This is a genomic window from Ruegeria discodermiae (genome assembly GCF_030758345.1).
In the GTDB taxonomy this organism is placed as follows: Bacteria; Pseudomonadota; Alphaproteobacteria; order Rhodobacterales; family Rhodobacteraceae; genus Ruegeria_C.
This window is the reverse complement of sequence record NZ_JAVAMO010000007.1, coordinates 59,032-72,954: the sequence shown is the minus strand read 5'-3', so window position 1 is coordinate 72,954 and position 13,923 is coordinate 59,032. Positions and strand designations below refer to the sequence as shown.

Annotated in this window: 11 protein-coding genes; 9 read left to right on the top strand and 2 right to left on the bottom strand. The window is 55.3% G+C overall.

Translation table 11 applies throughout. The annotated features are described in order from the left end of the window. Positions 1-480: 480 nt before the first annotated feature. From Q5Y75_RS16250 to Q5Y75_RS16215, 8 genes are all read left to right on the top strand, one after another. The gene (locus Q5Y75_RS16250) at positions 481-1,920 is read left to right on the top strand and encodes an ATP-binding protein (RefSeq protein ID WP_306199345.1); all 1,440 of its coding nucleotides are present in this window, start codon (positions 481-483) and stop codon (positions 1,918-1,920) included. Between the two features lie 285 nt (positions 1,921-2,205). After that, positions 2,206-2,529 carry an H-NS histone family protein gene (locus Q5Y75_RS16245; protein ID WP_306199344.1) on the top strand — a complete coding sequence of 108 codons (324 nt, stop codon included), beginning with the start codon at positions 2,206-2,208 and terminating at the stop codon, positions 2,527-2,529. Positions 2,530-3,951: 1,422 nt separating this feature from the next. After that, positions 3,952-4,260 carry a hypothetical protein gene (locus Q5Y75_RS16240; RefSeq protein WP_306199342.1) on the top strand — a complete coding sequence of 103 codons (309 nt, stop codon included), beginning with the start codon at positions 3,952-3,954 and terminating at the stop codon, positions 4,258-4,260. 93 nt (positions 4,261-4,353) lie between these two features. Continuing rightward, the gene (locus tag Q5Y75_RS16235; protein WP_306199340.1) at positions 4,354-4,608 is read left to right on the top strand and encodes a DUF6429 family protein; all 255 of its coding nucleotides are present in this window, start codon (positions 4,354-4,356) and stop codon (positions 4,606-4,608) included. 120 nt (positions 4,609-4,728) lie between these two features. After that, positions 4,729-6,069 carry a DUF7986 domain-containing protein gene (locus tag Q5Y75_RS16230; protein ID WP_306199338.1) on the top strand — a complete coding sequence of 447 codons (1,341 nt, stop codon included), beginning with the start codon at positions 4,729-4,731 and terminating at the stop codon, positions 6,067-6,069. A gap of 249 nt (positions 6,070-6,318) precedes the next feature. Further along, positions 6,319-6,981 carry a thermonuclease family protein gene (locus tag Q5Y75_RS16225; RefSeq protein ID WP_306199336.1) on the top strand — a complete coding sequence of 221 codons (663 nt, stop codon included), beginning with the start codon at positions 6,319-6,321 and terminating at the stop codon, positions 6,979-6,981. An 887-nt stretch (positions 6,982-7,868) separates the two neighbouring features. Continuing rightward, the gene (locus Q5Y75_RS16220; protein WP_306199334.1) at positions 7,869-8,729 is read left to right on the top strand and encodes a peptidoglycan-binding protein; all 861 of its coding nucleotides are present in this window, start codon (positions 7,869-7,871) and stop codon (positions 8,727-8,729) included. A 98-nt stretch (positions 8,730-8,827) separates the two neighbouring features. Then, positions 8,828-9,127 carry a hypothetical protein gene (locus Q5Y75_RS16215; protein WP_306199333.1) on the top strand — a complete coding sequence of 100 codons (300 nt, stop codon included), beginning with the start codon at positions 8,828-8,830 and terminating at the stop codon, positions 9,125-9,127. Between the two features lie 396 nt (positions 9,128-9,523). Here Q5Y75_RS16215 and Q5Y75_RS16210 read toward each other — a convergent pair whose 3' ends face one another. Further along, positions 9,524-11,170: a hypothetical protein gene (locus tag Q5Y75_RS16210; RefSeq protein WP_306199332.1), complete on the bottom strand. Its 1,647-nt coding sequence runs from the start codon at positions 11,168-11,170 to the stop codon at positions 9,524-9,526. A 547-nt stretch (positions 11,171-11,717) separates the two neighbouring features. On the opposite strand from Q5Y75_RS16210, the gene Q5Y75_RS16205 reads away from it, so the two are divergent. Then, a complete protein-coding gene (locus Q5Y75_RS16205; protein ID WP_306199330.1) occupies positions 11,718-12,725 on the top strand; it encodes a glycoside hydrolase domain-containing protein in 1,008 nt (335 codons plus the stop codon). 60 nt (positions 12,726-12,785) lie between these two features. Here Q5Y75_RS16205 and Q5Y75_RS16200 read toward each other — a convergent pair whose 3' ends face one another. After that, positions 12,786-13,892 (bottom strand): ankyrin repeat domain-containing protein, encoded by a 1,107-nt coding sequence (locus Q5Y75_RS16200; RefSeq protein ID WP_306199329.1) that lies wholly within the window; start codon positions 13,890-13,892, stop codon positions 12,786-12,788. Positions 13,893-13,923: the final 31 nt, after the last annotated feature.

Below are 13,923 nucleotides of genomic sequence, written 5' to 3'. Positions count from 1 at the left end.
GCGCCCGCGCGTGGGAGGAACCGGGATTTTCACGATTTCTGCTTGAGGCGCACAAAAAAGATATGTGAGCCGCGCCCCGTGGCGCGGGTCTCTCTTTGCGCCTTCCCCCTGGACCGGATCTGATACGAGAGATTTTCGGCCCCCTGACGCTCGGGGGAAAGCAGCGCAGCAGACCGCTCCCGCGGTCTGCTCAGCCAATTATGAGAATGTCAGGGCCGGGGTGAGCGCGCATCAGCGCGTCGAACCCCTGCCCTGTCACCCGGATCATGCGAGCCGCGCGCCCCGCGCGGATCTCGTCAATTTTGATGACAATCGTTCCGCTCAGCGTGCTCTAATTGCAGAGGCTCCGCTGTACTTCAAAGCAAACGAGGCATCCTGTTTGCATTGCATAGGTCGCTATTGGCACAAATAATTTGCCTCATTATCAGTGTGTTGTCTTGCCTGGTTGACTTAGTATCAATGGATTGATATTAGCGCGACATGCTCGAAATTGCAAAAACAGACGTTCTTAAAAGTCTTCGCCGGGACAACCCGTGGTGGGATGCTTCATACAAGGTACCACAAAGCTCGACTGAGAAGAAACGGGCCTATTTCGGCCCCTTTTCAGCGCTCGCTCTGGATTGGTCCGTGCGCCGCTCGACCATCCTGATGGGGCCGCGCCGTGTTGGCAAGACAGTCATGCTGCGCCAGTTGATTGAGCAGACCACCACCGAAGGGTTTAACGGCCAGAATATTCTGTTTGTTTCCATCGACACGCCGCTTTACAGCGGCATGCCACTGTCACGCCTGATCGAGCTGTTCGAGGAGGAGACAGGACACAACCCACAGGAGCGGCGGATCATCGTTTTCGACGAGATTCAGTACCTGAAGGATTGGGAAGTCCATCTCAAAGTGCTTACCGACCAACACCCGAACACCAGATTCATTGCTTCCGGGTCTGCAGCGGCCGCGCTGCGATTGAAAAGCGAGGAATCAGGTGCTGGGCGCTTTACAGACTTTTTCCTCCCGCCACTGACCTTCGCGGAGTTTCTGGCGTTTCGGGAATTGGAAGACGATCTGATCAATGCGGCTCCGCTCGGGGCGACCAAGCGGTTTTCCACACCGGACATTGCGAGGCTGAACGAGGAATTCATCCACTATCTGAACTTTGGTGGCTATCCCGAGGCGGTTCTGAACAAGACGATTCAGGCCGATGTGCAGCGCTTCCTTGGCCGCGATATCATCGACAAGGTTTTGCTGCGCGATTTGCCCAGCCTTTATGGAATTCAGGACATTCAGGAGTTGAACCGCCTTTTCACGACTTTGGCTTATCACACTGGTCAGGAAGTCAGCCTTGATGGTTTGGCGCAAAGCTCGGGCGTCGCCAAGAACACGATCACAAAATACCTCGACTACCTTGAGGCTGCCTTTTTGATTGTGCGTGTCCGGCGCGTTGACGACACTGGAAAAACGTTCCAACGGATGCGGAATTTCAAGGTCTATCTGACCAACCCATCGATGCGTTCAGCACTATTTGCACAAATCTCGGACGGTGATGATGCGATGGGCGCGATGGCGGAAACAGCGATTTTCTCGCAGTGGTTCCATTCACCCCTGAGGAAAAACCTGCATTATGCGCGTTGGAAAAAGGGCAGGTCAGATCTGGAAGTTGATCTTGTCCGCGTCGATCCGGCGCGCCTCAAACCCACATGGGCATATGAAATCAAATGGTCAGACAGATATGCAACCGATCAACCGGGGGAACTGCGTGGGCTTATCGAATTCGCGAAACGCAACTTTGAGTCCGGTATCCCTGCAGGCGCGACAACGAAGACGATCACGGCCGAAAGCGAGATTGACGGAGTGCTAATAAGGCACTTCCCCTGCTCGCTGCATTGCTATCAGGTTGGCAAAAATGTTGCAGAGGGTCGCGCGCCTTGATTGCATGACTGTCATTGCGGTTTTTCCGTCGGGTGCTGCCAGACAATCTCCACCAGTCTCAGGTAGGCATTGTTGCATCAGTCCGGGAACTCCAATGAGATACAAGAAAGCCTCGGTACGATAGAGAAATAATGTGATCCGGTGGCAATAAAACACGTGGGAGAGTAGATCCCGCCCAGCTTCAACTCACGGAATGGCGCGTATATGCTTGGTACAAAAGTCGCCCTTGCTTTACGCCCTCCACTGATATTGGTTACATCGCAGTTTCAATAAAGAGGCAGGGACATGAAAATCGATTTGAAGAAAATGAGTGCAGCAGACCTCAAAGCACTGGCAAAGAAAATCGAAGAGACTCTTGTGCAGGCAGAAAAAGAGGCGCTGTCAAAAGCACTCAAAGAGATCCACAAAGTCGCCAAATCTCATGGTGTCACGCTTGAGGAAGTCATCGCACATTTTTCCGGTCCAAAGAAAAAGGCCAAAACCAAAGCCGCCGCCAAGTACCGTAATCCGGAGGACCCGAAACAAACCTGGACGGGTCGGGGTCGCAAACCGAATTGGGTCAATGACGCGATCAAAGCGGGCAAGTCCATCGACGATCTGGAAATCTGACGCCAAATGGCGCACCGATTGCGGAGCGGGGGTGACTGAAGTGGGTCACCTCTTTTGCGTTGCCCAGACCAAAAGCAACGGAGCAGGGCAGCGAGCGGTGCCCTCCTCCAAGAATGATCGGCCTTATGTGAAAATATTCACTGCGCCCCTTTGACTGGCCCTATAGCCCTCTCTCCATCGATTCACCTGCCAGTGAGGGCCATCATGAAACTCAGTGCTTTGGAAGTCGTTTGTGTGCTCTTTGCGAGCGCAGTCGCAGCGGCTGGTTTCATTGGAGCCACAAGCGCGCTGATTTCGGCCTTGTAAGATCAGTCGCCGATGTCGCTATGGTGGCGAAAAGCGGAAATCAGCGGGCTGGGGGGCAAACACACACCCGCCCGGCCCTGACCATGACCGACGCACCCCCCAACTCACACAAGGCTCGATCAATGGCTAGTGTTAGCGTTAGGACTGGGTCTGAAGCGTAGCAAGTTAACTTTCTGGCCAGTTTTCGCCACAAAACGGATCTCACCCAATATGGCTTTAAAATCCACAGATTTTGGAGGTGCTTGGCGCCCCGCAGTGACTTTTTGGCATGCGATCATTTGAGCAAGCGAAAGAACAATCCCAGCCTTTGTGAGCTATTGTAACCAGCGTTTGCGTGCAGCACGGTGGCTGGCGGCTACGTAGCGGCACCAACACCAAATAAATTGCAGGCAATTTGCCCACCCGCTTGTGAAGATAATTCAAACGCGCCCTCTTGAATATCGCTCTTTATCAATGTGTTATTGGCATTCTGGCGGCCTGAACCTTCAAGCCGGAAGATGAATTGCACCAACACGTACTGAGTTCTTTTCTGTTCTTACGGGAATCCCCCAATAGCGGGGCATTAACCGTCCGTTTACCACTGAGGACATGAGGTTCGACAGCCCCCTCTTCGGACCTCACGCTTAGAGGGGATCGATCAATTACCGATCGATCCCCCTATTACTTTCTGGATCCTAACAGCGCTCGACAAGCTCGCCGGTTCAACCCGGACTTCGGGCCGAACTACCTAAATGAACTCTCGTCAGGCGGTCATGGACTTCACCAAAGGAGTGACGGCCTCACCAGCACTGGGGTAGATGTGACCGCCTGGCGGCATCTACCCTGGTGACACGGCCACGAAAGGAAAAGATCGGCCAGCCCGCTGCCTCAGCACAATGTGCCCAGTCACGGTGCATCTGGATCCGCCCATCATCGAGTGGATGGACGAAAGTCCATAGGGTCGTCCTTTTCGAATACATCTCAATTCTAAAGCCAGTGCCGAACCGATAAAGCGTCTACCCTTCCTTTCACCTTTGGTCACTATATGTGGTATCCGGCGAGACGATGTACACAATATAATTGCTTTTGAGCCCCTTTTGTTCTAGTCTGAGTCTACGCTGCCAAAGGGGGATTCCCATGCTCGATCATGCCAATTCCGAGACACCCACCGCGCTGCCGGCCACACCTAAACAGATCGCATATGCCCGCCAGATTGCAGAGCGACAGAACATTACTCTGCCTTGGGAGGTTCAGCAGGACCGAACGCTCATCAGCGCGTGGATTGATGCCCAGCTTGCCGCGCTGCGCATGCGCGACACGCGTCCGAGTTCAAAGCAAGTGGCCTTTGCCGAGCGTATTGCCCGGATCAAACGCCGTGATGTCCCGGATGAGTGCTATCGCGATCGCAAGATGATGACCCGCTGGATCGACAGCAACAAACCGTGACGCATTCAGGCAGGCTGAGCCGCAAGGGGCACCATTCAGCGCCGATCGACAGCAAACTGTCTCGCGTGATCAGGGTTGACGGGTGCGGCCCTGATGGCGTCCGCTCTCGTCATGGACATTGATGAAAACAAAGTGGATGACGCGGTTCTAGCGCTGCTTTGGCTGACGCTGCATGACGAGCGGCGCGCCTGGAAGGGGTTTGACTGGGAGGCGCTCGACCGATTGTACCGAAGAGGCTTGATCCTCGACCCGAAAGGTAAGGCGAAGTCCGTGGTGTTGACCGAAGACGGGCTGCGCCAATCGGAAGCGCTCTTTGCGAGGCTGTTTGCGCGGGCACAAGGGCAATAGTTTTTCTGCACTGTGACCACCGAGACAGTCTTTGCCGAAGACTGCGTGACGTCTGGCTGACGGCTACCATCTGCGCTACGTCGCATCTATCCAGTAAACGAAGTAAAAGGGTGCTCACTGATGGGACATGATCTTGACGGGCTCATCGGGTTCATCACCGGCGACGAGACCTGGCACGCACGGCTTGCGGATGTCCTGGACGAGCATTTTCTGCCGGCCCTCGAGACATTCGATCTCGACTTCGATGACCTGGGGGATCTGCTGGGAGACGACTGGCCAATGGTCTTATGGGGTGGCGGGCTGGAGGACCTGCTGGGCAGAAGATTTGGGCCAGACAATGAAACCGCCGCCGATGTCTATCTGAAGCGGCACGGATCAAAGGAGAGTGCCAAGACCCGAGCCTATATCGCCGGGTTGCGGGATGCTCTGGTCAGCCTCTACGAGGTCAGTACTATCGTACCCGGCACATCCATGGTGCTGACGGATCTGCTATCGGGCACCGGCCCGGTCACCGTTCGGGAAAAAAGCGCCACACGGATGTTGCAACAATGGGATCGCATTGCCGTTCGGGTTGTCAGGCAGGACGATCACACCGTGATCTCGGGCGCTCTGCTGCCGTTCGATCCGGAGGCTGTTTCAATGCTCGAAGATGGGCTTCGCACCGTTTTGAAACTGAAAGCGAAGGATGATCTGAGACTAACGCAGGATCAGCTGCGCCGCGCCGCACCGCTGTTTGCCAATGCCTGGCTCTTTTCACATCTGCCAAACCTGTTGGACCCGGAGCCACCGCAGATCAGCAACAGTGAGGGCGACGACCTGGTCTTCCATGATCTGCGTTTCCCGCTTGCCACTGGGGTGACGCAGAAACGGGTTTCGCAGAAATTGTCTCAAGCCGGGGATCTGGTGGCCACAGGTCCAAAGGACTGGACCTGGCTCGCTCTGGACACCGCCCGCAACACCCGGCGCGGCACTGGCCTGGTACTGGACAGATCGATGTCAGGCGCCTCTGTCCTCGGATCCCTCACCCTGAAAGGCAGGGCGCTGACGCTGTCAGTGGATTCAGCCGCGCGTGCCAAGCGTGGTGAGGCCCTTATCCTCGAGCTGCTGGGCGATCTGGTGAAACCGCCGCTGACCGCGATCCAGACCGTCGAACAGATGATGGCAGAGGACAACCCGGAGACCGGCCCCGCAGCGGATGAGGAAATCCCCCCTGCCCTCGCTCGGCAACTCGCCCATGAGCATCTCGACCGGCATTACCGCGACACGCTCGACCAGCCGATACCCGCGCTCGGTGACAAGACACCCCGCCAGGCCGTTCGCAGCGCCAGGGGCAAGAAAGATGTCATAGACTGGCTGAAGACAATCGAAAACCGCAGCGCCCGCCAGACAGGTTCGCCGATTGCAGAGTATGATTTCGGCTGGATGTGGGAGGAGCTCGGGCTTTCGGAGCATAGGAAGTGATCCGGCGCGTCACTGAGATCCATCCAGTCAACGGTGTTCCGCAAGCATGTGCTCGATCCTCTGTGTTTCCACTCGGTGCAGCCACCCAGGAATTTCGTCATGCGCAGCAGGGTTAGAGTTGGGCCTTTTCTGGTATTCTTGAGATCGTCGGGCGCGGTCGTGCGCAGGACGGACAATGCTCCGCAAAACCATTGAAATTAGTGACGGTCTTCCAAATTCTCGCCGCATTTGCTTGCCATCTCTACGCGCATGCAGTTTCCGCCCGACCAACGTCATCAAATCCAAGGCAACATCACCCGGGCCCTTTCATCGGTTGGCCTGAATGAATGGGAGCGAAAGTTCCTCGGTGATATGCAATCCAAGTTCCGCCGGTATGGGAACAGAACGCGGCTCAGCGACAAGCAGTTCAGCACATTGACCCGGGTATTGACGAAATCCAGCATCGATCATCGGTCGCAAGGAAGGGTTAGGAAGAAGGCGCGCCGCAGATTGGTACTCTTCATCCGGTCTATCGCTGGATTCACCCTTTTTGCCCTGATAGCTATAACTGTCGCCGCCTTGGTGCTCCCACAGAAGGCCGCAGAGCGTTTTCCGGAGTATTTCAGCGCACTGGTGCAGCGCACTGCTGTTGGGACCGTTGAAGGTCGGGTTACCCATGTTCGCGACGGTGACACAATCGAAGTTGAAGGCGTACCGATCCGGTTCGGGTCACTGGATTGCGCAGAGCGCTATACGACAAAGGGAAAGCAAGCGACAAATCGAATGCGCAATCTGACTGCCCGACCGACATTGATCTGTTACCTGAACGGACGGACCAGCTACGATCGAAAAATTGGCAGTTGCACGTTACCCGATGGTCGTGACCTGGCATCGGTCATGATCCGCGAAGGGTATTGCGGACGGTATTGGTGAGGCCGCACTTGACCCAAATCAACGCAGATCACCCAGACCGCTGTGTAGTGGTCGAACATTCTTGGGAGATATTCATGAAACACATTCTTTATGCCTTTGCCATCAGCGCTCTTGCTTTCGGCGCCCCAGCTTATGCGTCAACGGTAGCTTCAAACTCTCCAACAACGAACTCCCAGGAAATCCACCACGGCGGCGGGTGCCGCAAAAGCTCCCCTCCCGGCCAATGCTGCCACGCGGGTAAGAAGCCGTATCACTGCCACTGATGCCAGAGGGGAGTTGGCGCCGTTGCGCGGTCGTCTATACAACAACGCTTGTTATTTCAGTTAGTTAGATCACGCGCCAAGCTTAGATTCTGCGCTCATTAGCTCGGGTGCAGCTGTTACTTCTGAGTAATACAAGCCCCTGATGTCCTTGGCCTCCTCAGAGAGTGATTTGCTCCGTCTTGCCAACGAACAGACAGCTTGCCGACGGCCCTACCTTCCCAATTTGGCAGGTTCACGTCCGTTGGGGGCACGTTAGGTCCAGAACCTAATTTGAGGCTGGTGGCCATTCCGTTTTATTGCTGAGCAACGAGAAACACGAAGCCTGGGCGCCAGACACTTAAGGGGGCATCATTGGCATCTGTGTTCTTCGCGACCTGATGATTGCCCACGTTCGCGCTGCGACGGTGTAGGGCGGGATCTCGTGGTTTTTGTCTGCTACGCAGGCAAGACGTTGTGTTGAAAATGTCGGCGTTATCTGTAATACTTCCGTACAGTTCAAGATTTTTTCATTGGCTATTTTGCATCGAGCTTTAGCTTCTTCGTCACCTATTTGCTCCGCTGTGTTCGAGGAGAGTCGCAACGATAGTCGACAACGTGTTTTAAAGAGTGGATTTGGGGTTACCGATGGCGACACTACTCAGGAAAGGATCGAAGGGCAAAGATGTAAAGACCCTTCAGACCGATCTAAACAAAGCAAAAGCAAAACCAAAGCTGGCTGTGGATGGCATCTTTGGCCCGCTCACGGAGGCGGCGGTGAAGGCCTTTCAGAAAGCCAATCCGCCGCTGAAAGTTGACGGGCTGGCTGGGAAAAACACGCTGGCCGCCCTGAAAGCTGCCTTGTCGGGTCCAACTAAGCCCGCAAAAATGGACCACAAGCTCAAAACCAAGCGTATGGATTTCGAACTAACCGGCTCGAAGCAGCAGATATGGGTCCGACAGAATTGGGACTATGTCTACAAGACCAAAGGCAAGGTCTCGAAGTGGACGTCAAAAGAAAAGAAAGATTTCCATATCGAAACCGAGAAAATCATTCGGAAGTCCTGGGGCGGCAAATTTGTGCTGGATGTTTCAGGAACATCGGACTTCGCAAAGTATTTCGCGGGCAAGAAGTTCACCGTCTTCTTTGATGTCGATCCGCGCAAAAAGGGAAAACACTGGACAGTCTTTGCCATGAAAATTCCAAAGGGAGGATCCAACGTCTCGAAGGTGAATTGGGGCAAGCAGGAAATCACGCTTGATACTGAAGATCTCCAACCTGCAAACAAAGGCGCTGGCGATGGCGTGAAGATGGATGTTGCGGCGCACGAGTTTGGCCATGCGATTGGTCAACCTGACGAGTACAAGAAATCGAACGCCTTCCATCATCACAAGAAGTCAATCATGAACCTCGGCAACCAAGTAAAAAAGCGGCACGCAAAGCATTTGGTTGAACAACTCAACAAGATGATCCCGAACACCTCCTTCTCGGTGAAGAGCGTAAATTGATACGGTTGAGAAAGCCATTGATGGTGGCCGTCACGGCGGGAGCTGCGGCTCTAACGTCAGCAAGCTGCGCGTCGGGCGACCCGAAAGGAGAAAGTCAAATGGAAACAGGCAGTGTTACCACCGAAATCCTTGGTAAGTCCTTCGATGAGGTAGAGCAGAAGCTGGGTGATCCCATCCAGGAAGACCGGTTCGAGCTTGGCGTGGTTGTCTCGGAGTTTAGGATCGAACTGACCAACTTGTTCGATGAAACACAGAGGACACAAAACCCGCCGAACATACGAGAAGTTACATGGTCTTTGTCACCGGACGAAAATTTGACTATTTGGTTCTCAAAGTCCGAAGAAACAGACTGGCGCGCCATTCACGTCATGTCGTGGCATCCAGATGATCAGTTCTGACGTTTCGCGACTTGCAGGATTGGGTAATATGATCTTCTTGGTCCATTGTGATTGTTACTCCTGGTCCATCTGGACGATGGTGTCAGCGGTCGTTGGGCAGTAGCCGACACTCGGCACCTTATCGAGTTCCGCGGACGCAGTCCGCTTTCAGCGCTTGTGTAATCCCACCCATGCCGCTCGGAGGCGGGTCAGGTGCGCTTGTCACGGCAGCGGGTCAACTCCCAGCCCTTGCTGCTCGCCAAATAGTGATGTCTCAGCTCCGGTATTCTCACCCATCTGCATCCGGATGTGCCACTTACGCGCCGCTCTATTCGACGATTGAGAGGATATCCTCGTCGCTTGGTGGCCGCGCCTGCCGCAAACCGCCTTCCGAGGTGCCGATCAAAAAGAAGCAGATCAGTCGCTCCGTTCAAACACATAGGACATTTGCCCGCCCAACAATATTGATTGCCCCAAGGTAAAGCCATGGCCCGCGCAGGCGCGGTCCAGCCGTTTCATTACATCACGAAAAAAGGCGAGCCGGGGTTCGGGATCCATCTGCATTTGGGCATGGGCAATAGCATCCTCCTCCCGCCCAGCGGTCCAGAGCAGTTCGGCCACTATCATCTGTTCCTGCATTGTAGCCCCTGGGGGTGTGCTCCCCGCTGCGACTTCTTTTGCAAGGCGTGTCCAACTGGACCAGTCAAACTCATTCGACAGCAGTTCTGGCCGCGCAGGGATTTCCGCGCTTTGACCGTGTAGCAAAGGCCGCACCGTACGCTTCGCACGCATCCAGTCAATCAGCTGTTGCGCGCGCCCAGCGTAGTGGCGAACCTTGGAGGAAATATCAAAGCTCGACATCTGCTGGCGCAGCTCATCCGGGTCCGCGCGGGTAGCAATTTGGTCGTAGACATAAAGCCAGTTGTCCTCCATCCGGCCGATGCTACTGGTCTCGCCCGCCTGCAACTGCTCAAGAAACCCCGCCGCCGCTGCGCCTATGGCATCTTCCCAGCCTGTCTGGTTGTAGAGAATGTTCAGATAATCCGCCTCGCCAATCAGCAACCCCGCCCGCAGGGTGAGAAACTGATTTTCCGGCTGGGCGTTAAACGTCTGCTCCGGCAGTGGGGCGACCGGTGCCTTCCTAGCTAGGGCTGACCCACCGTAGTAATAAACCGGAAAGCTCATCAGTCTTTCGTCGCCGGCGTTGCGGGTTACAAACTCGGCATAGGCGGTCTGATCGGACAGGGAAGACAGCAGCGTTAGAGCGAAGGTTGGGAAACCCGCCTTCTCCGCCTCAGCTGCAATGGCAATCTTGCGCGCGTCCTCCAAAGGATAAAGGTCAATCGCTGTAGACAGGGTCAAACCCGTGATCTCCTGAACCTCCCCCGACTCGACCGCCTGGTTCAGCCGCGCAAAATAGCTTTTTCCGTTATCCACCCGTGCCAGCGAACCAAGCGCGTTGCGATGGTTATGCGCAAATGCCTGGGTAGCGGCATACCCGAAAAGCATTTCGGCCTCATCGGGCGGCAGGTTGGCATAGGCATAACTGAGTGTGAGGTCCTCCATCTGTCGCGGCCCCCGCCGCCCAAGTGTGGCGAGCTGTTGCAGGCGGGCAAGACCGGTCGCAAAGTCCGGTTGTGCATATCGCAGCCACAGATAGATGGCCTCAGTGCCGAAATTGGCCTGCGCAAACCCACCGACTTCGGTCCGCTGTGCGAGAATGCGGTTGGCCAGATTCTCGATACGATCCACGTCTGCGCAGTTTGCACCTCCTTCTTGCGTCGCAGCCACCTGCGCCAGCTCAGACTGCACCAATTGCAACAGAGAGCGGTCCTTGCCCGCAGGCACCGCAAGGATCGCCGCAGCGATCGGGGATTGTGGAGTGTCGGCCAGCAGCGCCAGTAATTCCGCCTGCACATCGCGCAACGCCCTTTCTGGCAATGGGGCCTCCACAGCGGCGCGCAGCGCCGAGACCACGCGCGCGGCATCCGATTGCGCAAAAAGCGGCGTCCCAATGGCCAGCCCGCAGATCAGCCCAAGGATAGGGGAGGTCACATTGGGCATCACAGCTCTCCCATTTTGGGGGGTGTCATCAGCCTAGCGGATGCAATGCGACCTGCCAATGTTGGGGTCGTTTGCGGGCGAGCATCAAATTGCACGCTCGCGAAAGCCTCCGATCCTTGGCCACCTAGAGAATTGCGCCGAGAGCCCTACTTGATCAATGCTGCGCAGCGCTGAAGGGTCAAGGTTTGCGTTGAATTGCCATTGGAGTAGCCAAGGATGGCCCGGAGCGGACAAGTGGTGTTCTAGCTGGCAAACAGTAAGCGTGAATTCGCTTCATGCACTCTGGCCATGACTCAGCATTGTCAGGGCGATCATTCCTAACGCAAACAGTCCAATGACATGTGCTGCGGCTTCCACCAAGGGCGCCAAAGCGACAAATGTGGGCAGATCAAATCTAAGGGCGGTCAAGCGTAGTCAAGTTGATGTATGGTGACACAATGCAGTCAAAGTCTAAGAAAGCTTTGGTTTGCAGTAGTGCTGAACAACAGCGGGCATCGCCTGGTCCCGACGATGTTTGATTGGCGATTGTTGTGTACCAGGAGGACTGATGCAGGTTTCGCGGCGACAGATATTGGCAATGGCGGGCGCAGGATTGGTCTGCCCGTCTGGGCCATCTGCGCAGGAGCTGTCTTCGTTTGTCCCGATTACGGTGATTGATGCCGCATTTGATATGACCCGCCGCGAGGGCATGATGGACATGCTGGTGCAGCGGAACGTGCGGACGGTGTTCCGCTATTATGCTTACAAAGATCAGCCGGAACGGAACCTGCCCCACAAAGTGCTGCGCAGACCCGAGGCGCAGGCCTTGTGGGAGGCCGGGATAAATATCGGCGCGGTGTTTCAGTACAACAATGACAGGTTGGAGAGCATCACAGCTGAGCGTGGGAAAGCGGATGCCGAACATGCATTGGAATACGCAGAAACCGTGATTGGGCAACCTGGAGGATCCGCCATCTATTTCGGAGTAGATGGCAGTTGGAACGAGCCACCACAACTAGCCGGGGTCATGGCGTATTTCACCGCTGTGCGAACGGCATTTCAACGGGGTGGCAACCGATACCGCGTGGGGGCCTATGGGTCCGGGTTGGTTTTGAGGCGGCTGTTGGATGCAGGACTGGTTGATTTGAGTTGGCTCGCCTTGTCGCGTGGCTGGCCCGGCACGCGGGAGTTCTACAATTCCGAGCGGTGGAACCTGTTTCAGTTTTCACATCATCTCTGGTTCGGAAAAAACCAGGTCGATGGGAATATCATCAATCCGATGGCCGCTGATATTGGTGACTTTGGCCGTAGGTCTCCGGCTGAGCCACAGGATTTTGCGACATCCTATTTGCTGAAGGATCAGGTCTACTTTTCGGTCGTGCGTCAGGCAAAGGTATTTGAGAAACCGGGCCACAATTCCAAAGTCGTGATGACACTGACACTGGCTCACAACCCAATCGTATTGCAATCTGCAGACGGGTGGCACGCGGTGTCGCTGGATGGCACAGATCGGATCTTCGGGTATGTGAGATCGGATGTTTTGGTGCCGTCGGATCAGATGCCAACGTATAGGTGAATTGTAGACGGTATATTGCGGATGCCCAGATAGAAGAACTGTTCCGCTCGCGAAATGCGTTCAGTGCGTTTTTCGATCCTGGTTAACCACTGAATATATCAATTCTGCGGTCGGCTTCTTTGAACGCACCGCGATAAGCGAAACGGACTGGCCAAGATTGTTTCGAACTGCGGTATCGGCACCCAGCTTGATCAACAGTGCCGCTGACTCCACACGCCCGGCTCTAACGGCATCATAGAGCGGTGTCTCCCCTTTGGTGTCAGTCGCGTCCAGATCGGCACCGGCATCTAACAGTGTTTGTATCGCGCCTGTGAAGTTTGCTTGCGCTGCGCGATGCAGAGCCGTTTTTCCCTTGTGATCTCGAACGGCAACGTCGGCACCCCGTCTGAGCAAGCATTGGATTTCTTCGATGTTCTCCGTCGCGTTGTGATTTCCACGGCAAGCCTCGATGAGCGGCGGAAATCCCAACCGATCTGGAGCGTTGATGTCGAGTTGGTATCCGTAGCCATTCAAGACAGAAGCCCAACGCCCAGACAAACACGCTTCATTTGCGTCTCCAGGACGCAATGTCGCCCCGTTGTCCAGCAGAAGTCGAAGCATGTCAGGATTTTCGTGGCCAAGTGCCCAACTCCCCATGCGCGCACCATCGATCACCGCATCAGCACCTTGGCTGATTAGATACTTCGCGACGTCCAGTTGCTGGCCCGCCACGGCATAGTGCAGCGGCAACAAACGGTCCCTGCCCGGTTCTTCGCAGATAACCTTATTGATTAGCGTCTTCGACATTCGGTCGCGAACTCTGTCCAGATCACCCAGGAAGCAGGCAGACTCCAACCGGTATTCTGAACCATATTGACGGAGCAATTCAGCGACCTTTGATCTGCCTCGAAACGCGGCAATACACCAAGGAGACAGCTCAACCAGTGTCTCATTGTTGTAGCAACCGCGCCCCTCAATGTTGGCACCCAATTCCGCCAACAGCTTAACCATCGCGAACTTGCCGCCACGCGCCGCTTCCCACAACATCGTGCGCCCGTGCGGACCAATCCTGTGCAAATATGACGGTTTGGTTTCCAGGTAGCTCTTGACTGCATCCACTTTTCCAGCAGCTGCCGCCGGCAGTACAATCTTGAGGAAATCGTTGTCTTGGCCAGTGAGACTTCTCATTGTTGGCTACACTATTGCTTCGATGGAACGG